The sequence below is a fragment of the Arthrobacter sp. L77 genome (assembly GCF_000816565.1).
GTDB classification, from domain to species: Bacteria; Actinomycetota; Actinomycetes; order Actinomycetales; family Micrococcaceae; genus Arthrobacter_D; species Arthrobacter_D antioxidans.
Genome location: NZ_JWSU01000008.1, coordinates 82,346 through 105,043 on the forward strand (window position 1 = coordinate 82,346; position 22,698 = coordinate 105,043).

Annotated in this window: 17 protein-coding genes; 8 read left to right on the top strand and 9 right to left on the bottom strand. The window is 72.0% G+C overall.

Annotation, left to right across the window (positions count from 1 at the left end; translation table 11 throughout):
• Positions 1–264: 264 nt before the first annotated feature.
• From RY94_RS15265 to sufU, 5 genes are all read left to right on the top strand, one after another.
• Positions 265–2,724: a LuxR C-terminal-related transcriptional regulator gene (locus tag RY94_RS15265; protein WP_043447200.1), complete on the top strand. Its 2,460-nt coding sequence runs from the start codon at positions 265–267 to the stop codon at positions 2,722–2,724.
• Positions 2,721–4,208, top strand: coding sequence for an AAA family ATPase (locus RY94_RS18205; RefSeq protein ID WP_043447202.1), 1,488 nt, complete (start codon positions 2,721–2,723; stop codon positions 4,206–4,208). The genes RY94_RS15265 and RY94_RS18205 overlap by 4 nt, the downstream gene beginning before the upstream one ends.
• Positions 4,209–4,848: 640 nt before the next feature.
• Positions 4,849–5,490 (top strand): response regulator transcription factor, encoded by a 642-nt coding sequence (locus tag RY94_RS18765; RefSeq protein WP_442853464.1) that lies wholly within the window; start codon positions 4,849–4,851, stop codon positions 5,488–5,490.
• A gap of 101 nt (positions 5,491–5,591) precedes the next feature.
• On the top strand, positions 5,592–6,911 hold the full coding sequence (locus RY94_RS15280) for an aminotransferase class V-fold PLP-dependent enzyme (RefSeq protein WP_043447208.1): 1,320 nt from the start codon (positions 5,592–5,594) through the stop codon (positions 6,909–6,911).
• Positions 6,908–7,360, top strand: coding sequence for a Fe-S cluster assembly sulfur transfer protein SufU (gene sufU / locus RY94_RS15285; RefSeq protein WP_043447210.1), 453 nt, complete (start codon positions 6,908–6,910; stop codon positions 7,358–7,360). The genes RY94_RS15280 and sufU overlap by 4 nt, the downstream gene beginning before the upstream one ends.
• Before the next feature lie 23 nt (positions 7,361–7,383).
• Here sufU and RY94_RS15290 read toward each other — a convergent pair whose 3' ends face one another.
• From RY94_RS15290 to RY94_RS15305, 4 genes are read right to left on the bottom strand one after another with little or no spacing between them, the layout of a single operon-like run.
• Entirely contained in the window at positions 7,384–9,051 is a 1,668-nt protein-coding gene (locus RY94_RS15290; protein ID WP_043447212.1) for a sensor histidine kinase, read from the bottom strand.
• A gap of 9 nt (positions 9,052–9,060) precedes the next feature.
• Positions 9,061–10,419 carry a Na+/H+ antiporter NhaA gene (nhaA, locus tag RY94_RS15295; protein WP_043447215.1) on the bottom strand — a complete coding sequence of 453 codons (1,359 nt, stop codon included), beginning with the start codon at positions 10,417–10,419 and terminating at the stop codon, positions 9,061–9,063.
• A gap of 38 nt (positions 10,420–10,457) precedes the next feature.
• A complete protein-coding gene (locus RY94_RS15300) occupies positions 10,458–10,679 on the bottom strand; it encodes an SCO4848 family membrane protein (RefSeq protein WP_043447218.1) in 222 nt (73 codons plus the stop codon).
• A 55-nt stretch (positions 10,680–10,734) separates the two neighbouring features.
• Positions 10,735–11,232, bottom strand: coding sequence for a DUF2505 domain-containing protein (locus RY94_RS15305; RefSeq protein ID WP_043447221.1), 498 nt, complete (start codon positions 11,230–11,232; stop codon positions 10,735–10,737).
• A gap of 238 nt (positions 11,233–11,470) precedes the next feature.
• On the opposite strand from RY94_RS15305, the gene mfd reads away from it, so the two are divergent.
• Positions 11,471–15,070, top strand: a complete 3,600-nt coding sequence (mfd, locus tag RY94_RS15310; protein ID WP_043447223.1) for a transcription-repair coupling factor — start codon at positions 11,471–11,473, stop codon at positions 15,068–15,070.
• 27 nt (positions 15,071–15,097) lie between these two features.
• Here the strand turns inward: mfd and RY94_RS15315 are convergent, their stop codons facing one another.
• The 5 genes from RY94_RS15315 to RY94_RS15335 form a co-directional block, all read right to left on the bottom strand.
• The gene (locus tag RY94_RS15315) at positions 15,098–15,568 is read right to left on the bottom strand and encodes a DUF6069 family protein (protein WP_052274473.1); all 471 of its coding nucleotides are present in this window, start codon (positions 15,566–15,568) and stop codon (positions 15,098–15,100) included.
• Between the two features lie 200 nt (positions 15,569–15,768).
• Entirely contained in the window at positions 15,769–16,056 is a 288-nt protein-coding gene (locus RY94_RS15320) for a hypothetical protein (protein ID WP_082046426.1), read from the bottom strand.
• Between the two features lie 85 nt (positions 16,057–16,141).
• Positions 16,142–16,822, bottom strand: a complete 681-nt coding sequence (gene deoC, locus RY94_RS15325) for a deoxyribose-phosphate aldolase (protein ID WP_043447225.1) — start codon at positions 16,820–16,822, stop codon at positions 16,142–16,144.
• 62 nt (positions 16,823–16,884) lie between these two features.
• On the bottom strand, positions 16,885–18,618 hold the full coding sequence (locus RY94_RS15330; protein ID WP_043447228.1) for a phospho-sugar mutase: 1,734 nt from the start codon (positions 18,616–18,618) through the stop codon (positions 16,885–16,887).
• A gap of 46 nt (positions 18,619–18,664) precedes the next feature.
• Positions 18,665–19,465, bottom strand: coding sequence for a purine-nucleoside phosphorylase (locus tag RY94_RS15335; protein ID WP_043447230.1), 801 nt, complete (start codon positions 19,463–19,465; stop codon positions 18,665–18,667).
• A 56-nt stretch (positions 19,466–19,521) separates the two neighbouring features.
• Here RY94_RS15335 and RY94_RS15340 point away from each other — a divergent pair, with 56 nt between their 5' ends.
• Positions 19,522–20,922, top strand: a complete 1,401-nt coding sequence (locus tag RY94_RS15340) for an NAD(P)H-quinone dehydrogenase (RefSeq protein WP_043447233.1) — start codon at positions 19,522–19,524, stop codon at positions 20,920–20,922.
• A gap of 169 nt (positions 20,923–21,091) precedes the next feature.
• Positions 21,092–22,504, top strand: a complete 1,413-nt coding sequence (locus RY94_RS15345; RefSeq protein WP_043447235.1) for an MFS transporter — start codon at positions 21,092–21,094, stop codon at positions 22,502–22,504.
• The last annotated feature ends 194 nt before the right edge of the window (positions 22,505–22,698 follow it).

Consider the following 22,698-nt stretch of genomic DNA (forward strand, 5'->3'; position numbering starts at 1 on the left):
GTCGGGATGATGCAGGGAGTACCGGGCTCCGACGGGCGGAATTGCGCATGACGAAGGCGCCGATGCGTAGGTGCGGCGCGGGGAGTACGTACCCGCTGAAGAACCGGGGAGTAGAAAAGAGGTGATTTCGGGGACGGATCGAGTAGTATTCGGCGAAACCACAGTGCTGACCGACGCCCGTCGAGAGGACCGGGTCGCGTGTCCCGGCCGGCCAGGGCCGGGGGGCCGGGTGGTGGCTCGCGAGATGGAGAAGGGGGACCCACCGTGACGGACGACTATGCCGGCACCTGGCCCTTGCTGGAACGATCAGAGGAGGCCGCGGAGGTGCTGGCCGGCCTGGCGGCGCCCGGCTCGGCCGGTGTGCTGATCGTCGGACCTCCGGGCGTGGGGAAGACGGCGATCGCCCGTGTCGTCGCGGCGCAGTTGGACAGCACCTCGCACGTGATCCTCATCCGCGGATCGGCTGCCATGGCCGCCACCCCCTATGGCGCACTCAGCGTGCTGCTGATGGACGTGGACCCGGTCGGGAGCGTCGAATCCCTCCCCATGCTGCAGTCGCTCCATTCGGCCCTGCGGAGCCGCGCGCGCAACCGTCCCGTGGTCCTCGTCGTGGACAAGGTGCACCACTTCGACGATCCCTCCACCCGCGTGCTGTCCTACCTGGCGGAAGTCGGGGCGGTGCGCCTGCTCGTGGCCTGCGACGGGCCGCACGCGGCCGCCGCGCGCTTCTTCGACCTGTGGCGTACCGGGCGCCTCGTCCGCGTGGACATCGGACCGCTGACGTTCGAGAGGCAGCGCAGCCTTCTCGGGCACCTGCTGGGGGCGCCCCTCTCCGGCACGGCCGCCGTCGAGCTGTGGAGGGCGTCCCGCGGCAATCCCCGGTCCCTCCAGGCCGCCGTCCGCGGCAGCATCGCCGCGGAGGTGCTCGCCCGTACGGACGAGGCATGGGTCTGGCACGATGCCGGGCAGGGCCTCGCGCTGCAGGGCACCGACGGCGCCCCCGACGCCGCCGCGCTGTCCGACGAGGCCGCGTCAGCGCTCGATGTCGTCGCCGTCGCCGGTCCCGTGCCGCTCGACGCCCTCCTGCTCTTCTGCGGCGCCGAGGTGGTCGACGAGCTCGAGGAGGCGGGGGTGTGCACCGTCGAGGCCCGGCCGCCCCATGCCGTCGCCGTGGCCGACGGGATCGTCGGCGACCGCATGCGCCGTGCACTCGCCACCAGCCCTCCGCCTGCACTCCTCGAACGGGTGACCAGGCTCGACGGCGCCCTGCCGGTCCGCGCCCGGGTGAACCTCCTGCGATGGTTCCTCGCTGCGGGCATCCTCCTGCCGGACGCCTATCTCCGAAGCGTGTCGCAGGCCGCCGTCGACGCCGGGGAGCCACGCGTCGCGCTGCTCGCCGTCGCGCAGCTCGGGGAGGCCGACGCTCTCGAGCGGGCGCGGGCGTGCATCGATGCCCGACGGTCGAGCGAGGCCGGCGCCGTCCTCGGACGGGTGGTGTCCGATACGGGGTCGCAGGACCGGGACCGGGCGGTCGACGGCTCCCTCGCAGTGGCCGTCGAGAGGGCCGCCTACGAGGGGCGCTTCCGGGATGTCCTGGCCCTCACCTCAGGGCAGGAGCGCGGGCAGTACCCCGACACCGCGGCACTCGAACCCGCCGCACGACTCGTTCTCGCCCGCAGCCTCACGGGTACCGGCCCGGGGGCGAGGAGATCACTGGCCCGCCTCCGCGGGCCGGGCCTGCCGACGCCCACCGGCGCGGAGGCGCGGCTGCTGCAGGAGAACGGATTCGCTGCGCTGGTCCACGAGGGATACCTCGAGGACGGCCTGCTCCTGACGGGCAGTGCCGCCCTTGCTGCGGGGGAGTGGCAGGACGCCTCGGTCGCGGACACCCTCGCCGGCACGGCGCTCGCGGCGCTGGGCCACGGAGAGGCCGCGCTCGCGCTGCTCCTGCCGGCCGTCGAGCAGTTGCGCGTGGACAACCGGAGCCGCCTGCTGCCGCTCGCCGACGCCGCCGCGGCATACGCCTCCGCCCTGCTGGGTCTCGAGTACGGAGACCGCCCGGATGCCGGGGACACAGCGGCTGCGGAGCAGCTCCCCTGGGCGCACCGCTCCACGATCGGTCTCCTCCGGACCCTCGCCGGCGCCCTCGTCTCGGACAGCGACGTGGCCGCCCGCCGCTTCGCCATCCTGGCCGCCGAACAGCGGATGTCCGGCAACACCGGCGCGGAGCTGATGCTCCGGATGCACGCCGTCCGGCTCGGCCGACAGTCCCAGGCCCCGATGCTGCTGGAGCTCGCCCAGGGCATCGACACACCCCTGGCCCGTGCCAGCGAACTCCTGGCACGCGGCGTCACGGCGCGCGACCCCTTCATCCTGCTGCAGTCCGCGGAGGCGGCCTTCGGCTTCGGGCACCGCGACCTCGCCGGGTCCGCCGCTCTGATCTCCATGCGCCTCCACGACACCGAGGACGAGCCGCTGGACTTCATCCGGGCCGAGCAGATCTTCCGGCGCACCCACGTACCCCGGCGGAATGCCAGCGCGCGCCGCATCCTCACCGAGCGGGAGCGGGACTTCGCCCGGATGGCCGCGCAGGGGGCGACGAACAGGGAGGTCGCCGCCACCCACCACCTCTCCGTCCGCACCGTGGAAGGGCACATCCTGAAGGCGATGGGCAAGCTCGGCGTCTCCAGCCGCAAGCAGCTCGCGACGGTGTTCACGCAATGAGCGACACCCGGGACAACCCCCACCCGCTCATCGGGCGCGAGGAGCAGCACGCGTGGCTCGTCGAGGAGCTCCGCGACCCCTCGACCTCCGGCATCCTCCTGCTGGGCGAGGCCGGGATCGGCAAGACGGCCCTCGCCTCCGCCGTCACCGACGGACTGGCGCCCGGGCTCCGCGTGCTGCGGATCCGCGGCAGCGCCGTGCTCCGGGACGTGCCGTTCGGTGCGTTGTCGGTCCTGCTCAGTGACCTCCCGCCCGAGGACACCGTGCAGTTCGTCGCCGTCCTGCGGCGCGTGGTGCAGGCCCTCGGCGGGATCCCGCAGACCGGCAACGACCTGCCGCTCCTCGTCGTCGACGACGCCCACGACCTCGACGCGAGTTCCGTGACGCTGATCGCACAGCTGCTCGGCATGCGCAGGGCGCGGGCGCTGTTCCTCGCCCGCCCCGCGCCCGCCCTGCCGCAGGGCCTCGCCGAACTGGTGGCCGACGGCCTCGTGGCGAGCGTCGCGGTGGAGCCGCTGATGCTCGACCAGGTCGAGGCCCTCTGTGCCGCGCTCCTCGGGGGGCCCGTGAGCGCCGGGTTCGTCCACGCCGTGGACCACGTGACGCGCGGCAACCCCCTGTTCGTCCGCCTGTTCGTGCGCGACGCCGTCACGCGCCGGTTCGTCACCGAGACCGCAGGCGTCTGGCAGGCGGCCCGTGAGCTGCCACCCCTCGGCGCGCACCTCACGGACATCGTGAGCGCAGCGCTCAGCCCGCTCGACGCTGAGCAGCGGGAAGCGATGGAGCTGCTCGCGGTGGGGGGCCCGCTGCCGGGCGACCAGGCGCTGCAGTCCATCGGCCAGGGGGTGCTGCAGCGGCTGCTCGGCGACGGGTGGATCCGTGCGGGGGACGACGGCGCGTTCGAGGTGGAGCACCCGCTGCACGCGGAGGCGCTGCGCGTGTCCATCCCGACGGCGCGCCGGGTGATGCTGCAGCGCCGTGTCCTGGCGGGCGCCACTGCCCCGCCCCGCGATATCGAGGAGATCCACCGGCGGGCCACGCTGGCCCTGGAGGCCGGGGTCGTGCTCGACGACGGGATCCTCCTGGCGGCCGCCACGAGCGCGAACCGGTCCGCGGACAGCGGCTTCGCCGTCCAGGCGATCCAGGCCATCCGGTCGCCGGGACTCCAGCGTCGCTGCCTCGTGGAACTGGCGTGGGCCCGGGTCAACGGCGGCCTGCTCCATGAAGCCCTCGACCTCATCGCCGACGCCCTCGAGGCCCCCGCCCCGCCCGACGTCCTCCGCGCAGGCACGATGCTCGCGCTCGAGGTGAGGATGCGCGGGCTCGAGCCCGCCGACGCCATGCGCGGCGACATCGACCGCTGGGAGCAGTCCCTGCACCAGGCAGCGCCCGGGCGAACCACACCTCGGGATTCCCCTCGCCGTACCCCGGGAAGCGGACCAGGGCCTCGTAGCCCACCACCGTGCCGCGGGCGGTATCGATGATGGGCTGGTAGGCGGAGGTGATCCCCTCGCCGAGGCAGGCGGCCGCGAGCTCGGCACTCTCCCGCGGGGCCACCGCCTGGTCCACCGCCTGGTCCACCGCCTCCATCGGGAGCGGGATCAGACGGCGACGATGCCGCCGCGGACCGCGCCGACGAGCCCGGGCNTGGCGGCACTGCTCGCGCTCGCGGTCTTCTCCGTGGGGGCCGGCAGGCCGGGCGACGCCGCCCGGCTCGCGCGGAGGGCGCTCGGGTCCGTCGGCACGGACGCGGACACGGTGGCCTGCCACAGCCATGCCCTGAGCCTCGAGCTCTTCGCCCTCGCCGTCGCGGGGGAATGGGACACGGCGCGCGCCACCGCCGAGGCACGGCTCCGGCGGGGCGCACGGCGCACGCATTTCGTCGCCGGATGGCTCGACCTCCTCGACGGCGTGCGCGCCCTCCGGGAGGGCCGCTTCCCCGTCGCGCAGGCCCGCCTCCGCCTGGCGGTGCAGGCCCTGCGCACCGCGGACCACCTCCACCTCCTTCCGTGGGTGTCCGGGCTGGCGGCCTACGCCGCGCTCCTCGCCGGCGACCCTCGGAAGGCGGCACTCCTGGTGGAGGAGGGCGCCGCGGAGGCCTCCGGCGGCACCCTCCTGACGCGCATGCTGGGGCGGGTCTACACGGTGGCCGTGACGGCGGCCCTCGAGGCGGACGTCGAGGGCATCCCCCAGCTCGTGCGGCTCGCGGACGACGCCGAAGCCGCCGGGCTGCCGCTCGTCGCCGTGACCGCGCTGGACCAGGCGCTCGTCCTGGGCGACCGCACGGTCTTCGCCCGCCTCGCCGCGCTCACGGCGTCCTGCGACGGCAGGGAGCAGTCCCTGCTGCACGCGTTCGCCGCAGCGGGCGCGGACGGCGACGCCGAGCGGCTGCTCGCGGCCGGCGAGTCCGCCCTCGCCGCAGGCTATCGGCCGCTGGCCGCCGGGTGCTTCGAGCGTGCACGCGAGGTGTACGAGAAGCGCCGCGAGCCCGCCGCCGCGCGCCGCGCCCAGAAGAAGCTCACCTCCGTGAGCGCCGCGTTCGAGGGGCCGACCACCACGGAGGCCGTCCGCCTCCCCGGGGCCGTGCGGCTGACCCCGCGGGAGATCGCCGTCGTGAGCCTCGTGCTGCAGGGGCTGAGCAACCGGGAGATCGCGGACCGCCACGGGACCTCGGTCCGGACGGTGGAAGGGCACCTGTACCGCATCTTCATGAAGTTCGGCGTCAACCGGCGCGAGGACCTGCACCTGTTCGCGCGGGGAACTTAGGTCCCACTGGGGTGCCCCGGGCCGCCCGGAGTGGCAGGATTACAGCAGAGAAGCCTTGCGTAATTGACGCGGGGCCCGCTGCCCGATCCGAGGAGTCCGAAGTGCCCGTGGTCGACACACCCGTCACGCTCACCCCGTCCGACGCCGGGCTGACCGACGCCGAGGTGCTCCGCATCCGCAACGACTTCCCGATCCTCGGCACCGAGGTCGACGGCAAGCCGCTCATCTACCTCGACTCCGGCGCCACCTCCCAGAACCCGGTGAGCGTCATGGAGGCGGAGCAGGAGTTCTACGAGCAGCGCAATGCCGCCGTGCACCGCGGGTCCCACTCGCTGGCCGTCGACGCCACCGACGCCTACGAGGACGCCCGCGCCGCCGTCGCCCGGTTCATCGGCGCACGCGCCGACGAACTGGTCTGGACCTCCAACGCCACCGAGGGCATCAACCTCGTGGCCTACGCGATGTCCAACGCGGGCCTCGGACGCGGGGGAGAGGCGGCGCGCCGCTTCGCCCTCGGCCCCGGGGACCGGATCGTCGTCACGGAGATGGAGCACCACGCCAACCTGATCCCCTGGCAGGAACTCGCGGCCCGCACGGGTGCCGAGCTCCGCTTCGTCCCGGTCGCCGACGACGGCACGCTCCGCCTCGAGGAGGCGGACCGCGTCATCACGCCGGCCACGAAGCTCGTGGCCTTCTCCCACGCCTCGAACGTCCTCGGGACCATCAACCCGGTGGCCGACCTCGTGCGGCTCGCGCAGGGCGTCGGCGCGCTCACGCTGCTGGACGCCTGCCAGTCCGTGCCGCACCTGCCCGTGGACGTGAAGGCCCTGGACGTCGACTTCCTGGTGTTCTCCGGCCACAAGATGCTCGGGCCCACCGGCATCGGCGCGCTGTACGGGCGCAAGGAGCTGCTCGACGCCCTGCCGCCCTTCCTGACGGGCGGCTCGATGATCACCACCGTCACGATGGAGCGGGCCGAGTACCTGCCCTCCCCGAACCGCTTCGAGGCCGGCACCCAGCGCATCTCGCAGGCGATCGCCCTCGGCGCCGCCGCGAACTACCTCGCCGAGACCGGCATGCAGCGCATCGAGGCCTGGGAGGAGACACTCGGCGCGCGCCTCGTGCGGGGACTCGGCGCCATCGAGGGCATCCGCGTCCTCGGCCCGGACGCCGGCCGCCCCCGCATCGGGCTGGCCTCCTTCGACGTCGACGGCGTGCACGCCCACGACGTGGGGCAGTTCCTCGACGACAAGGGCATCGCGGTGCGCGTGGGCCACCACTGCGCGCAGCCGCTGCACCGCCGCCTCGGCCTCACCGCGACCACCCGCGCGAGCACCTACCTGTACACGACGACGGACGAGGTGGACGCCTTCCTGGACGCCGTCGCGCTGGTCCGTCCCTTCTTTGGAGCACACCGATGAGCACGGGCCTCGAACAGCTGTACCAGCAGATCATCCTCGACCATGCCAAGGCGCGGCACGGCTCGCCGCTGCGGGAGTACGACGGCGCGGGCCGCGTGGGCGAGTCCCACCAGCTCAACCCGGTGTGCGGAGACGAGATCACGCTGCGCGCGGGCGTGGCAGACGGTGCCGTGGCCTCCGTGAGCTGGGACGGTGCCGGGTGCGCCATCTCCATGGCCTCGGCCTCCGTGCTCACCGACCTGGTGCAGGGACTGCCGCGGGACGAGGCGATAGGCCTGGTGGACAGCTTCCGCGAGGTCATGCGCTCGCGCGGCAGGATCGAGGCGGACGAGGAGGTGCTCGGTGACGCCGCCGCGTTCTCCGGTGTCTCCCGCTTCCCGGCCCGGGTGAAGTGCGCCATGCTGGCGTGGGTGGCCCTCGAGGAGTCCCTGCTCGCGGCCAACGCCTGACCGGACCCCGTCCGGGGATCCCGTCAGCGCGTCGGCTGGGGGAGGAGCATGCTGAAGCAGGTCCCCACGCCCGGCTCGCTCGTCACGGTGATGGACCCGCCGTGCTCGCTGACGATGCTCTTGGTGATCAGCAGCCCCAGCCCCACGCCCTGCACGGTCGAGGAGCGGACCGACGAGGACCTGAAGAACCGGTCGAAGACCTGGTGCAGTTCCTCGGCCTCGATGCCGATCCCGGTGTCCTCCACCCGGACGATCAGGCCGTCCCCGCCGAGGGCGGCGTCGAGCGTGATGCTGCCGCCGCGCCGGTTGTACTTGACCGCATTGCTGAGCAGGTTGTCCACGGCCTGCGCGAGCCGCAGCGGGTCGGCCACGGCGGGCAGGCCCGCCGGTGCGTGGTTCTCGAGGCGGATCCCCGCGCGCGTGGCCCGGAGCAGGCTCGACGACGCCGCCTCCGCCAGGATCCGGCCCACGTCGGTGGGCACGGGATGCACCTCGAACGTGCCCGCGTTGATCGCCAGCAGGTCCTCGACCAGCCGCTCCAGGCGCAGGGCGTTGCGCCGCGCCACCTGGAGGTAACCGGCCACGCCGTCCGGCAGGCTCTCGCCCCGCTCGAGGCTGAGCTCGAGGTAGCCCAGGATCGACGTCAGCGGCGTCCGGAACTCGTGGGAGACGTTGGAGAGGAAGTCGTCCTTCGCGTGCAGGGCCTGCAGCAGTGCGGTGACGTCGTTGAAGGACACGACGGTCCCGGCGAACCCGCCGTCGTCGTCGTGCATGGACCGCGAGGAGATGCCGAGGGCACGCTGGGACCGTCCGGTCCCCACCCACACCTGTTCGCCGTCGAGGCCCTCGCCGCTGATCGCGCGGAGCACGGGGCGCCGCTCCGGCGGGATGGGCGTGACCCTGTCCTCGCCGAAGATGAGCAGCTCGGCCTCGCTGGGATCGTCGTTGCCCGGTGGCGCCGCGGCGGCGTGGCCCTCGCGCTGCCGGGCGTTCATGAGGATGTCGTCGCCGTGCGCGTCGACCGCGAGCACCCCCACGCTCACGGTATCCAGGACGGTCCCGAGCAGCCGCTCGCGCGCCCGGCCGGCCTCCACGCTCTCCCGCAGGGCGGCCTGTGACGCGCTGAGCGCCTCCTGCCTCCGCCGGTCGGCCTTCGTCAGTTCGCTGACGAACCAGGCCAGGCCGGTGAGCATGATCGGGAGCAGGATCGGGTCGATCAGGGTGTCGACGGTCACCGGCCCGGGCTGGGCGACGAGCGGGAACCAGATGATCGCCAGGGCGGCGACGACGGTGATGGCGACGGTCGCGGCCGTCCGCACACGGGACGCGGCGATCCAGACCACGGGGAACGCCGCCAGCAGGCCGACGCCGGAGAGGGCGTCACCCGCCGCCGCCCGGGCCAGGCCGATGGCCACGAAGTCCGCGAGCGGCACCAGGATGACCCAGCGGCCGGAGATCCTGGACCACGGCAGGGTGCAGCACAGCGCCAGGACCACGAGGTTCAGGGCCCACCCGGCGAGGAAGACGGCCGTCGAGTCGAGGGCCCCCCGCTGGGCGAGGCCCAGTCCCACGGCGAGGGTGAAGGTGATGGTCAGGGCGAGCTCGCTGAGGACGATGCGGCGGCGCCTGTGCCGGGACCGTCGTGCCCCGCGGTGGTCCTCCCGTTCCCGCGGCCGGCCGGTGTCCGTCATGGACCGATCCTAGTTGCCGCGGTCCTCGAACACGTCCGGGATGCCGTCGGCGTCGGAGTCCACCTTCTCCTCCGCGTCGATCCGCCGGTAGTGCTTGTTGCGGGCGCGCAGCACCACGCTCGCGAGGAGCGCCGCCAGCACGGAGGCGGCGAGGATGGCGACCTTCGCGTGGTCGTCGTGCTCGCTGCCCGCGCCGAAGCTGAGATCGTTCACCAGCAGCGAGACGGTGAAGCCCACGCCGGCGAGGATGCCGACGCCCAGCAGGTCCCACCAGCTCAGCCCGGGATCGAGGTTGGCGCGCGTCATCTTCGTGACGACGAACGTGGTCAGCAGGACGCCGATGGGCTTGCCGAGGACGAGTCCGAGCACGATCCCGATGAACACCGGATCGGTGACCGCCGACGCGAACCCTGCGACACCGCCGATCGCCACGCCCGCGGAGAAGAAGGCGAAGACCGGGACGGCGAAACCGGTGGAGAGCGGACGGAAGCGGTGTTCCAGGACCTCGGCCAGGCCGGGCCTGTCCGAGGTCGGCAGCGTGGGCTTCCCGTCGGATTTGTGCAGCACGGGGACGCAGAAGCCGAGCAGCACGCCCGCGACCGTCGCGTGGACGCCGGAGGCATGCATGAGGGCCCAGGTGGCGATGCCGAGGGGCAGGAGGATCAGCCACGGGCCGCGCGTGGTGGTGCCGAAGAACTTCGGCCGGCGCTGGGCGAGCAGCGCGAACAGCCCGAGCGGCAGGAGCATCCACAGCAGGTAGACGAAGCTGACGTCCTCCGAGTAGAAGAACGCGATGATCGCGATCGCGATGAGGTCGTCGACCACCGCGAGGGTCAGCAGGAAGATGCGCAGGGCCCCGGGCAGGTGCGAGCTGATCACCGCGAGGACGGCCAGTGCGAAGGCGATGTCCGTCGCGGTCGGGATGGCCCAGCCGCGCAGGGTGTCCGGGGAGGACAGGTTGACGGCCGCGTAGATGAGCGCGGGCACGACGACGCCGCCGAAGGCCGCGGCCACGGGGACGATCGCCCGGCTGATCCGCCGGAGGTCGCCGGCCACGAACTCGCGCTTGAGCTCGAGTCCCGTGAGGAAGAAGAACACCGCCAGGAGGCCGTCCGACGCCCACTGGCCGACGGAGAGCTTCAGGTGCCACGGCTCGTAGCCGAACTCGAAGTCGCGGATGGCGAAGTAGGAGTCGGAGAACGGGGAGTTGGCCCAGATGATCGCCAGGGTCGCGGCGATCAGCAGCAGGATGCCGCCCACGGTCTCCTTGCGGAGGATCTCCGAGATGCGCAGGTACTCGGGGTAGCTGGAGCGCTGCAGGATCACCGGGTGGGAGCCGGCCGGCTTCCGGGACTCGTCGTGGGCCATGGGGTCTCCTGGGTGGGGCGGGTGACGGCGGGGGATCGCTAGGCGACGAGGGCGCGGACGCCGATGACGGCGGTCGCCGCGCCGAGGATCATCGACGTGGAGATGAGCATCAGGTGCACGGTGAGGAACCGGGTGGCGGCACCCTTCTCGTCACGGGCGCGCGGGTCCTTGAGGACCCTGCGCAGGAACGGCGGCCAGACGACGAGCGTCCAGACGCCGGCGAGGATCAGGATGAGGGAGAGGGGCGTGGGCAGTTCCATGGCGTGCGCGGATCCTTCGGGTCGACGGAGAGATGGCGGGGTGGCGTGGCCCCGGTCAGCGGCTCTCGAGCCACTTCCGGGCCTCGACGGCCTGGACGTTCAGCGCCTTGCCGATCATCGGCTCGGCGGCGCCGGCGATCTTGCCCCCGAGGAACGGGATGGACGAGGTGACGTTGCCCTGCAGGTCCACGACGGTGTCGGTGCCCTGGGTGATCAGGCGCTGGACGGCGGCGACGTTCAGCGGGACGCCCGCGACCGTCATCTCGAGCTTCGCCTCGCGGGAGCCGTCCGCGGACGGCGCGCCCCACTGTTCCGTCTGCGTGACGGAGAGGGTCTCCCCGACGAACTTCCGCGCCATGTCGGGCAGCCGGTCGGTGGGCATGGTGCGGACGGCCGTCAGGGTGAAGGGACCGGAGGTGTCGCCGTCGACCGTGAGGGACTCGAGGGTGCCGCCCACGTACTCGCTCATGTGGCGCACGAAGCCCTCGTCCGTGAAGACGCCGAGCACCGTCCGGGTGTCGTAGGGGAGCGTGGTCGACGCGTTCAATGCCATGGTTCCTCCGAGGGATGCACAGGTGGGTGCCGCGTGGCGGCGGGGTCAGGGGTCTCCCGCAATCCTACGGCCTGGCCTTCGCCGGTGTGCGGCCGATGACACGCCACGGGGAGCGTCGGTGCGGCTTGGTAGTGTGGAATCAGCCCCGGGAACGCGTCATGTTTTCGGGCTTTCGTGCTGTCGTCACCCCGTTCCCCACCCGTCGTCCTTCACCCCGTTGCCCGAGGAGTCCCACCAGATGAGCCTGAACGGATTGCGCGCAGCGCTTGCCGAGGATGCGTCCTACGTGCGCGTGCGGACCAACGCGTCGCGCCCGGTCGAGGAACGCAGCGCCGACCTGCAGATCGGCGCACCCGCCGGGATGCGCGCGCCCCTGATCGCCGAGATGGTCGACGGCCTCGACGCCGTCCCGGCCTCGCCGGACGCGGGCAGCGCCGTGCCGGTGGTCCTGGCGATCACCGCGACGGGGCGCGAGGCGGAGGATCTGGCGGCCGCGCTGCGCAGCTACCTGCCGGAGAGCGCCATCGAGGAGTTCCCCAGCTGGGAGACCCTGCCCCACGAGCGGCTGTCCCCGCGCTCCGACACCGTGGGCCGGCGCCTGTCCGTCCTGCGCCGGCTGGCCCACCCCGGGGTGAGCCCCGTCCGGGTCATCACCGCGCCCATCCGCGCCGTCGTGCAGCCGCTCGTCGCGGGCCTCGGCGACCTCGAACCGGTGTCCCTGAAGGTCGGCGACGAGGTCGCCTTCTCCGACGTCGTCCGTGCCCTCTCCGACGCCGCGTACGCGCGCGTGGACATGGTCACGCACCGCGGGGAGTTCGCCGTCCGCGGCGGCATCATCGATGTCTTCCCGCCCACCGAGGACCACCCGGTCCGCGTGGACTTCTTCGGCGACGAGGTGGACCAGATGCGCTGGTTCGCCGTCGCCGACCAGCGCTCCCTCACCACGGATGAGCCACCGACGGCCCTGTACGCACCGCCGTGCCGGGAGATCCTCATCACCCCGTCCGTGATGTCCCGGGCCGCGAAGCTGCAGTCCGAGCTGCCGGCCGCCGCGTCCATGCTGGAGAAGATCGCCGGAGGGATCGCCGTCGAGGGCATGGAATCCCTCGCCCCCGTGCTCGTGGACGCGATGGTGCCGTTCATGGGCGAGCTGCCGGCCGGCTCGATCGCCGTCGTCCTCGAACCGGAGAAGGTCCGCACCCGCGCGCACGATCTCGCGGCCACGAACGAGGAGTTCCTCGCGGCCGCCTGGTCCACGGCGTCCGACGGCGGCGCCGCACCGCTGGACCTCGGCGGCGCCCTGGGCACCGACCTGCAGGAGGCGAGCTTCCGGTCCCTCGCCGACACGCGGGCCACGGCGCTCGCCCACGCGGTCGCCTGGTGGGGCATCACGTCCTTCGGGGCGGACGAGGAGCTGACCGACGTCGACAGCTTCACCCTGCACGCCCGCGAGCCGCGTGGCTACCAGGGCGACGTCGCCGAGATGATGGACTTCATCGGCGGGCGGATCCGCGACCAGTGGCGCGTCGTCGTCGCCACGGAGGGCCCCGGCCCGGCGCAGCGCCTCGCGGAGCTCTTCCACGACAACGACATCCCGACGAGCCGCGTCGACTCCCTCGACACCGCACCGCAGCCGGGGATCATCGGGATCACCACGGCGTGCGCCGGCCGCGGCTTCGTGGTGGACGGGCTCAAGCTGGGACTGCTCACCGAGGCCGATCTCCTCGGCCGCACGAGCGCCTCGGGGACGCGCGACATGCGGAAGATGCCCTCGCGGCGCCGCAACGCCGTCGACCCCCTGCAGCTCAAGGAAGGCGACTTCGTGGTGCACGAGCAGCACGGTGTCGCGAAGTTCGTCGAACTGCTGCAGCGCTCCACCGGGGCCGGGCCCACCCGGACCACGCGCGAGTACCTCGTGCTCGAGTACGCGCCGTCCAAGCGCGGGGCCCCCGGGGACCGCCTGTTCGTGCCCACGGACCAGCTGGACCAGGTGACGCGCTACGTGGGCGGGGACGCCCCGGCGCTGAGCAAGATGGGGGGCTCCGACTGGAGCAAGACCAAGAACCAGGCCCGCAAGGCCGTCAAGGAGATCGCCGGCGAGCTCATCCGCCTCTACTCCGCCCGCATGGCGTCGAAGGGCTACGCCTTCGGGCCGGACACGCCGTGGCAGCGCGAACTCGAGGAGGCGTTCCCCTACGTCGAGACACCCGACCAGCTGACCACCATCAACGAGGTCAAGGCGGACATGGAGCGCGAGGTCCCCATGGACCGGCTGGTCTCCGGCGACGTGGGCTACGGCAAGACGGAGATCGCCGTCCGTGCAGCGTTCAAGGCCGTGCAGGACGGCAAGCAGGTGGCCGTGCTCGTGCCCACCACGCTCCTGGTCCAGCAGCACTTCGAGACGTTCTCGGAGCGCTTCTCCGGCTTCCCCGTCCGCGTCCGCGCGCTGTCCCGGTTCCAGACGGCCAAGGAGTCGCGCGAGACGGCGGCGGGCCTCACCTCGGGCGCGGTCGACGTCGTCATCGGCACGCACCGCCTGCTGTCGAAGGAGATCGCCTTCAAGGACCTCGGGCTCGTGATCGTGGACGAGGAGCAGCGCTTCGGCGTGGAACACAAGGAGGCGCTGAAGAAGATGCGCACCAACGTGGACGTCCTCGCGATGAGCGCCACCCCCATCCCGCGGACGCTCGAGATGTCCCTGACCGGTATCCGCGAGACCTCCACGCTCGCCACGCCCCCTGAGGAACGCCACCCGGTCCTCACCTATGTGGGCCCCTACACCCACAAGCAGGCCTCCGCCGCGATCCGGCGCGAACTGATGCGCGAGGGCCAGGTGTTCTTCGTCCACAACCGTGTCTCCTCGATCGACCGCACGGCCGCGCAGCTCAGGGAGCTCGTACCCGAGGCGCGCATCGCCGTCGCGCACGGCCAGATGACGGAGTCCCGCCTCGAGCAGATCATCGTGGACTTCTGGGAGAAGCGGTTCGACGTCCTCGTCTGCACCACGATCATCGAGACGGGCCTGGACATCTCCAACGCCAACACGCTGATCGTGGACCGCGCCGACTCCTACGGGCTGTCCCAGCTGCACCAGCTCCGCGGCCGGGTGGGCCGTGGGCGGGAGCGGGCCTACGCGTACTTCCTGTACCCGTCGGAGAAGCCGCTCGGCGAGGTGGCCCTCGAGCGCCTCAAGGCCGTGGCGTCCCACAACGAACTGGGCGCCGGCATGCAGCTGGCCATGAAGGACCTCGAGATCCGCGGCGCCGGCAACATGCTGGGCGGCGAGCAGTCCGGACACATCCAGGGCGTCGGGTTCGACCTCTACATCCGGCTGGTCGGCGAGGCCGTCGCGAACTTCCGCGGCGAGGCCGAGGAGAAGGCGGCGGAGATGAAGATCGAGCTGCCGATCAACGCGCACCTGCCGCACGACTACGTGCCGGGGGAGCGGCTGCGCCTCGAGGCCTACCGGAAGCTCGCCTCCGCCATCACGGACGAGGCGATCGACGCCGTCGTCGCCGAGCTCAAGGACCGCTACGGGGAGCCGCCCGCGGCCGTGGAGAACCTCATCTCCGTGGCACGCTTCCGGGTGTCCGCCCGGGCCCTCGGGCTCACGGACGTGGCGCTGCAGGGCAGCTTCATCAAGTTCGCCCCGGCCGAGCTGCCGGAGTCCAAGCAGATGCGCCTGCTGCGGATGTACCCGGGCGCCGCCGTGAAGCCCGCGCTCAACGCCGTACTGGTCCCGAAGCCGAAGACCGCGAGGATCGGAGGCCGGGACCTCGTGGACGCCGAGATCCTGGACTGGGCGAGGAACGTGCTCGACTCCGTGTTCACCCCGTAGGCGACGCGCCCGGGTCCCCGCGGGGAGTCAGCGGTGCGGACCGCTCTTCCGGTGGTCCGTCCGGGCCGCTGCCGTCGGCGCGTCGTGCTGCGGGAGGCGCAGCGCGCGGAGGGCCAGCACGGTCACCGGCACGAGGGTCACATGGCACAGCGCCAGCGCGACCGTGCTCGGCCCGTCGAAGTCGGCGGGGATCGTCAGGGCGACGATCGTGCCGAGCTCGACGATCGGGGCGACGATCAGGGCGACCGTCACCACCCCCGGCCACCAGCGGCGCGTCACGGCGACGACGGTGAGGCCGAGCGTCAGCGGGATGATCGTGAACGCGGCCACGACGGCGGCGTTGACGGTCGCGGGCCCCGCCGGTGACGTGAATGCGTAGGTCCCCCCTGCGAGTGCCCCGATGAAGAAGATGACCAGGTTCACGACGACGGCCGCAGCGACGGCCAGGGCGATGACCCGGACGACCGCAGGATCAGCGGTATCTGCTGTTCCGGTCATGCGTCCGTTCCTTTCTCGAGCGCCCCGGAGGAGTTCCGGAGCGTGGAGCAGGCATCGGGACCGTCCAGTCGGCGTTCCCACGCCGGTCCATGCCATCCACTGTGGACCGATCGCGGGGCGGGATCAAGGGGCGGCGGGAACGAAAGAGGCCGCCCCCTCGGGGCGGCCTCTTTCGTGGAAGGCGCGGGTCTGCGGGGTCGCTACGAGCTGACGCTCGCCGAGGTCTCCTTCTCGTCCGTCCGGTTGCCCTCGGCGAGGTTGTAGCCGGTGTCGGAGCGGCCCAGAATGCCCTGCGGGATGAAGAACGCGAGGAACGCGATGACCACGATGGCCGCCATCGGCCAGACGGTATCGAGGGTCAGCCAGTTGAGCAGGTAGATGCCCAGCAGGAAGGCTCCGAAGATGAGCACGAACACCACGACGTTCTCGACGAGGTGGCCTTCGCCGGCGTGGGAGGGCTGCTTCGCGCCGGTGGGTTCGTGTGACATGGGGTCTCCTTGACTGCGTTCGTGCGTGCCGGGTCTACTGCTGGGTCTGCTGGTGGATCTGCTGCTCGGGCCGGGCTCCTGGTGGTCAGTAGCCTGCCGCGCCCTGTTCACCCTTAACGATAGCGACTCCCGAGCTCGCCCCGATACGCGTGGCCCCGGCGTCGATCATGGCGCGCGCATCCTCGAGGGACCGCACCCCGCCCGAGGCCTTCACGCCGAGGTCCGGGCCCACGGTCTTCCGCATGAGGGCGACGTCCTCGACGGTCGCGCCGCCGCCGTTGAAGCCGGTGGAGGTCTTCACGAAGTCCGCGCCCGCCTCGACGGCCGCCTCGCAGGCGAGTACCTTCTGCTCGTCCGTGAGCAGGGAGGTCTCGATGATGACCTTGAGGATGGCGCCGTGCTCGTGGACGGCATCGGCGACGGCGAGGATGTCCCGGACCAGGAGTGCACGATCCCCGGCGCGCGCGGCCGCGATGTCGACGACCATGTCGATCTCGTCGGCGCCGTCGGCCACCGCGCCCTGGGCCTCGAAGACCTTGACCTCGGTGGTCGTGGCGCCGAGCGGGAAGCCGATGACGGAGCAGGTGAGGACACCGGTGTCCTTCACCGCCGTGCGCACGGTGCTGACCCAGACGGGGTTCACGCAGACGGACTTGAACGAGTACTCGACCGCCTCGCGGCAGACCGTGAGAATCTGCTCACGGCTGGCGTCGGGCTTCAGGAGGGTGTGGTCGATGTAGGAGGCGAGGGATACGTCGTTGGGCATGCTCCCATCCTTCCATGTCGGTGCCCCCCGTGCCCCCTGTGCCCGCCGTCCCGGCGGGAGTGTCAGAGGCCGAGGGCCCCGGCGACGTCCTGCTTGACCGCCTCGAGGCGCACGCGGGCGGACTCCTTCGCCTCCCCGAGCCCGGCGGCGGACCCGACCGGCTCCACCACCTCGAGGTAGCACTTGAGTTTCGGCTCCGTGCCGCTGGGCCGGATGATGACCCGCGTCCGGTCCTGCGTGAGGTAGAGGAGCCCGTCGGTGGGCGGGAGGTGCGCGGAGCCCTCCGCGAGGTCCTCGGCGACGGCCACGGCCGAGCCGGCGAAGGACGACGGCGGGGTCGCCCGGAGCCGGCCCATCATGGCGCCGAGCAGGTCGAGGCTGTCCACGCGGACCGAGAGCTGGTCCGCGGCGTGCAGGCCGTGCACCAGGAAGGCGTCGTCGAGCAGGTCGAAGAGGGTGCGTCCGGCGGCCTTCGTCGCGGCGGCGAGTTCGGCGAGGAGCAGCCCGGCGGAGATGCCGTCCTTGTCCCGCACCAGCTCCGGGGCCACGCAGTAGCCGAGGGCCTCCTCGTACCCGAAGGAGAGGTCGTGGACGCGGGCGATCCACTTGAAGCCGGTCAGCGTCTGCTCGTGGTCGATGCCCGAGGCCGCGGCGATCCTGCCGAGCAGGCGGGAGGAGACGATCGAGTTCGCGAAGACCGCGGTCCGGGGGGTGGCGGCGGCTCCGGAGACGGCGGCGCCCGTCGCGAGGCGGGCCGCGAGGTGCAGGCCGAGCAGTGTGCCCACCTCGTCGCCGCGCAGCATGCGCCACGCGCCGGTGGAGGGTTCGCGGGCCGCGAGGGCCACGCGGTCGGCGTCGGGGTCGTTGGCGATCACGAGGTCCGCGCCGACCTGCGCCGCGGTCTCGAGGGCGAGGTCCAGGGCACCGGGTTCCTCAGGGTTGGGGAACGCGACGGTGGGGAAGTCGGGGTCCGGTTCGGCCTGGCGTGCGACGACGGTGACGTCGTCGAACCCGGCGGCCGCCAGCACCGCCTGCGCGGTCCGTCCGCCGACCCCGTGCAGGGGCGTGAGGACGATCTTCAGGTCGCGGTCCGTCAGGTGGGGGTCGGCGAGGGCTGCGACGGAGGCCACGTACTCGGTCTCGATGGCCTCCGGCAGGACCGTCCAGCCGGACACCGCGAGCGGGATGTCCCGGACGGCGTCGATGTGGGCGGCGATCCCGGCGTCGTGCGGTGCCACGATCTGGACGCCGCGGGCGTCCTCCTCGACGGCGCGCCCGCCGAGATAGACCTTGTACCCGTTGTCCTGCGGCGGGTTGTGGCTCGCGGTGACCATGATGCCCACCTCGCACGCGAGGGCGCGGATGGCGTAGGCGAGCACCGGCGTCGGCAGTTCGCGGGGCATGAGGAACGTCCGGATCCCGGCGGCGGTGAGGATGGCCGCGGTCTCCTCGGCGAAGATACGGGAGTTGTGCCGGGCATCGAACCCGACGACGGCGCGGGGTGCGTAGGCGCCGGCCGCGAGGTCCAGCGCGTGGGCGGCGACGCCCGCGGCGGCCCTGCGGACCACCACGCGGTTCATGCGGTTGGGGCCGGCCCCGAGGGCTGCGCGCAGCCCTGCCGTGCCGAACAGGAGCGGACCCGAGAAGCTGTCCTGCAGCTCCAGTTCCGCGGCGGTGTCGCCGGAGCGCACCTGCCCGGCCAGGGTCCTGAGTTCCTCCGCCGTCCGTGGATCCGGGTCGGCGGCCGCCCAGGCGTCGGCGGCGGCGAGGAGGGTGTCCAGGGCGGAGGTGGTCATGCGGGTCCCTTACGTGGAGCGGTGGCGGGGCTGCGGGCGGGGGCTGCTAGAGCGTGGCGACGATGTCGGCGAGCAGGCGGGAGATGCGGGGTCCCGCCGCCTGGCCGGCCTCGAGGACCTCGGTGTGGCTGAGCGGGACGGGGCTGATACCGGCCGCGAGGTTCGTCACGAGTGACAGGCCGAAGACCTCCATGCCGGCGTGCCGGGCCGCGATGGCCTCGAGTGCCGTGGACATGCCCACGAGGTCGGCGCCGATGCGCCTGGCGTACTGGACCTCGGCCGGCGTCTCGTAGTGGGGTCCCGTGAACTGCGCGTACACGCCCTCCTCGAGCGTGGGGTCCACGCGGCGGGCGAGTTCGCGCAGGCGCGGGGAGTAGAGGTCCGTGAGGTCCACGAACGTGGCGCCCTCGAGCGGCGATGACGCCGTGAGGTTGATGTGGTCGCTGATCAGCACGGGGGTGCCGGGCTGCCAGTGCTCCTGCAGGCCGCCGCACCCGTTGGTGAGGATCATCGTCGTCGCGCCCGTCGCGGCGGCGGTGCGGACGCCGTGCACCACGGCCCGCACGCCCTTGCCCTCGTAGAAGTGGGTGCGGGCACCGAGGACCAGCGCGCGCTTGCCCGCGGGCGTGAGGACGGAGCGGATGGTGCCGGTGTGGCCGACGACGGCGGGAGCCGAGAAGCCGGGGATGTCCGCGGCGTCGAGGGTGTGCGTGGTCTCGCCGATGAGCTCGGCGGCCTCCCCCCAGCCGGAGCCGAGGACGAGTGCGGTGTCATGCCGGTCGATGCCGGTGGCGCGGGCGATGTGGCCGGCAGCGTCGCGGGCCAGGTCAAAGGGATCAGAAGTCACCGCTACAACCTACCCTCTATTTCCCGCGCGTCAGTGGCATGCGCGATGATGGATCGGTGACCAACCAACTCGATTTCAGTTCACTGCGCCTTGCGATCCTGGGCGGGGGACCCGGCGGCTACGAAGCGGCGCTGGTCGCGGCGTCGCTCGGCGCGAACGTGACCATCGTGGAGCGCCAGGGCCTCGGCGGGTCGGCGGTCCTCACGGACGTCGTGCCGTCCAAGACCCTCATCGCGACGGCGGACACCATGACGCGCTTCACGGATGCGAGCGGGCTCGGCGTCCGGTTCTCCGAGGACAGCAAGGTCTACGCGGACCTGGACAAGGTCAACCAGCGGCTCCTGAAGCTCGCCGTCGAGCAGTCCTCCGACATCCGCGCCACCCTGGAACGCCTCGGCGTGCGCGTCATCATCGGCACGGGCAAGCTGCTCGACAACCACCGCCTCGAGGTCCGGTCCGGGGGAGAGACGAGCATCGTCGAGGCCGACGCCGTGCTCCTCGCGGTCGGTGCCACCCCGCGCGAGCTGCCGAGCGCCATGCCCGACGGCGAACGCATCTTCAACTGGACGCAGCTCTACAACCTCCGGGAGATCCCGGACCATCTGATCGTCGTCGGCTCCGGCGTCACCGGGGCGGAGTTCGCCAGCGCCTACAACGGGCTGGGCTCCAAGGTCACCCTGATCTCCAGCCGCGACCGCGTGCTGCCGGGCGAGGACGCCGACGCCGCCGAGGTCCTCGAGGGCGTGTTCAAGGACCGCGGCATGACCGTGCTGTCCAAGTCCCGCGCGGAGGCGGTGGACCGCACCGACGACGGCGTCGTCGTGCGCCTCGCGGACGGCCGCACGGTGGAGGGCAGCCACTGCCTCGTCGCGGTCGGCGCCGTCCCCAACACCGGCGGCATCGGCCTCGAGGAGGCCGGGGTGGCCGTCGGCGAGTCCGGCCACATCACGGTGGACGGCGTGTCCCGCACCACGGCGCCCAACGTGTACGCCGCCGGCGACTGCACCGGGGTCTTCGCGCTCGCCTCGGTGGCGGCCATGCAGGGACGGATCGCCATCGCCCACCTCATGGGTGACTCGGTGAGCCCCATCAAGCTCAAGCAGGTCGCCTCGAACATCTTCACCTCGCCGGAGATCGCCACCGTGGGCGTGACGGAGGAGGACATCGAGTCCGGGCGGTACCAGGGGGACATCGTGAAGCTCTCCCTGCACACCAACGCCCGGGCCAAGATGATGAACGTGAAGGACGGCTTCGTGAAGGTGATCTCCCGCAAGGGCTCCGGCACGGTGATCGGTGGCGTCGTCGTCGGCCCCCGCGCGTCCGAGCTCATCTTCCCGCTGGCGCTCGCGGTGACGAAGAAGCTGCACGTGGACGACGTCGCCAACACGTTCACCGTGTACCCGTCGCTGACGGGGTCCATCTCCGAGGCCGCACGCCGCCTGCACGTGCACATCTGACCCACCGGTCGGGCGGGGCCTCCGGTTCCCGGTGTCCAGATGCTGGACAGGCTTATCCACCTGATGGACGCCGGTGGTCAGATATTGGCATTCATCTGTTGCACGGACGCCGTGCTGCGGTGGCCTCGGGCTCCCGCGGCGGCGCCTCGTTTCAAGAAAGCCGACGCCCATGACCTCCCCTACGTCCGCCAGTGCCGGCGGAACCACCAAGCCGTTGAACTCCCGGGGCAGGGTGATCTTCGCCAGCCTCATCGGAACGACGGTCGAGTTCTACGACTTCTACATCTACGCCACGGCCGCCGTGCTGGTGTTCCCGGCCCTGTTCTTCCCGAACCAGACCTCCGCGAACCAGCTGCTCAGCTCCTTCGCCGTGTTCGGCGTCGCGTTCGTCGCCCGGCCGCTCGGGTCCATCGTCTTCGGCCACTTCGGCGACAAGATCGGGCGCAAGGCCACCCTCGTGGCCTCGCTGCTCACGATGGGCATCGCGACCTTCCTGATCGGCCTGCTGCCGGCGGCGACGAACGACGGCTGGGTGCTCCTGGCCCCGCTGCTGCTCGTGGTGCTGCGCTTCCTGCAGGGCCTCGCGCTCGGTGGCGAGTGGAGCGGCGCGGCCCTGCTGGCCACCGAGAACGCCCCCGAGGGCAAGCGGGCCATCTACGGGACGTTCCCGCAGCTCGGTGCTCCGATCGGCTTCATCCTGGCCAACCTGCTGTTCGTCCTGCTGAGCACCGTCCTCACCCCGGAGGAGTTCCTCAGCTGGGGCTGGCGCGTGCCGTTCCTGCTGAGCGCGGTCATGGTGATCATCGGCCTCTACGTGCGGCTCAAGCTCATCGAGAGTGCGTCCTTCCAGAAGGTCCAGAACGAGGGCAAGGTGGTGAAGGTGCCGCTCGGCACCACCTTCCGCCTGCACTGGCGGGCCCTGATCCTCGGTACGTTCATCATGTTCGCGACCTACGTGCTCTTCTACTTCATGACCGCCTTCACCCTGACCTACGGGACGGCGCCGTCGAGCGAGGAGCAGGCGCGGGCCAACGCCGAGGCGGCGGGCCGCGTGTTCACCGACGCGGATGCCGCGGCGTTCGTGCCCGGGCTGGGCATGGCGCGCACCGACTTCCTCTGGATGCTGATCCTCGGCGTCGTGTTCTTCGGCATCTTCACGCTCGTGTCCGGTCCGCTGGCCGAGCGCTTCGGCCGCCGCAAGATGCTGCTCGCCACCACCGCGGGCATCGCCGTCTTCGGGCTCCTGTGGGCTCCCCTGTTCGGCGCGGGGACCGTGGGCGCCATGGCGCTGCTGATCATCGGCTTCATCCTCATGGGACTCACCTTCGGCCCCATGGCCGCGGTGCTGCCCGAGCTCTTCCCCGCCAACGTCCGCTACACGGGGTCCGCGGTCGCGTACAACGTGTCGAGCATGATCGGCGCCGCACCTGCCTCCTTCATCGCCGTGGCGCTGTGGCAGGCCGCGGGCGGAAGCACCGTGCTGGTGGGCGCCTACCTGAGCGTTGCCGCCGTCGCCACCTTCATCGCGCTCTGGATCTCGCAGGAGACCCGGGACCGCGACTACGAGAACAACGTCGCCTGATCGGCCCGTAGCCCGTCCGACGGCGCCGCACCCACCCGGGTGCGGCGCCGTGGTCGTTCCCGGGTGGTGTCCGACCGCGTGCACGGCGACACCGCTTCCCCCCGGATCGCGCCCGCCCCGTACACTTGATGGAAAGTCGGCTTACCAAATTCCCGCGCGCGCGCCGATCGCGAGCGCCCGGAAGCCGCACAGCG

Bases quoted from the DNA above. Each gene is read 5' to 3' on its own strand.
- deoC (WP_043447225.1), bottom strand. From the start codon at position 16,822: ATGCCCAACGACGTATCCCTCGCCTCCTACATCGACCACACCCTCCTG.
- RY94_RS18205 (WP_043447202.1), top strand. From the start codon at position 2,721: ATGAGCGACACCCGGGACAACCCCCACCCGCTCATCGGGCGCGAGGAG.
- RY94_RS15345 (WP_043447235.1), top strand. From the start codon at position 21,092: ATGACCTCCCCTACGTCCGCCAGTGCCGGCGGAACCACCAAGCCGTTG.
- RY94_RS18765 (WP_442853464.1), top strand. From the start codon at position 4,849: ATGCTGGGGCGGGTCTACACGGTGGCCGTGACGGCGGCCCTCGAGGCG.
- RY94_RS15320 (WP_082046426.1), bottom strand. From the start codon at position 16,056: ATGTCACACGAACCCACCGGCGCGAAGCAGCCCTCCCACGCCGGCGAA.
- RY94_RS15300 (WP_043447218.1), bottom strand. From the start codon at position 10,679: ATGGAACTGCCCACGCCCCTCTCCCTCATCCTGATCCTCGCCGGCGTC.
- mfd (WP_043447223.1), top strand. From the start codon at position 11,471: ATGAGCCTGAACGGATTGCGCGCAGCGCTTGCCGAGGATGCGTCCTAC.
- nhaA (WP_043447215.1), bottom strand. From the start codon at position 10,419: ATGGCCCACGACGAGTCCCGGAAGCCGGCCGGCTCCCACCCGGTGATC.
- RY94_RS15305 (WP_043447221.1), bottom strand. From the start codon at position 11,232: ATGGCATTGAACGCGTCGACCACGCTCCCCTACGACACCCGGACGGTG.
- RY94_RS15330 (WP_043447228.1), bottom strand. From the start codon at position 18,618: ATGACCACCTCCGCCCTGGACACCCTCCTCGCCGCCGCCGACGCCTGG.
- sufU (WP_043447210.1), top strand. From the start codon at position 6,908: ATGAGCACGGGCCTCGAACAGCTGTACCAGCAGATCATCCTCGACCAT.
- RY94_RS15315 (WP_052274473.1), bottom strand. From the start codon at position 15,568: ATGACCGGAACAGCAGATACCGCTGATCCTGCGGTCGTCCGGGTCATC.
- RY94_RS15290 (WP_043447212.1), bottom strand. From the start codon at position 9,051: ATGACGGACACCGGCCGGCCGCGGGAACGGGAGGACCACCGCGGGGCA.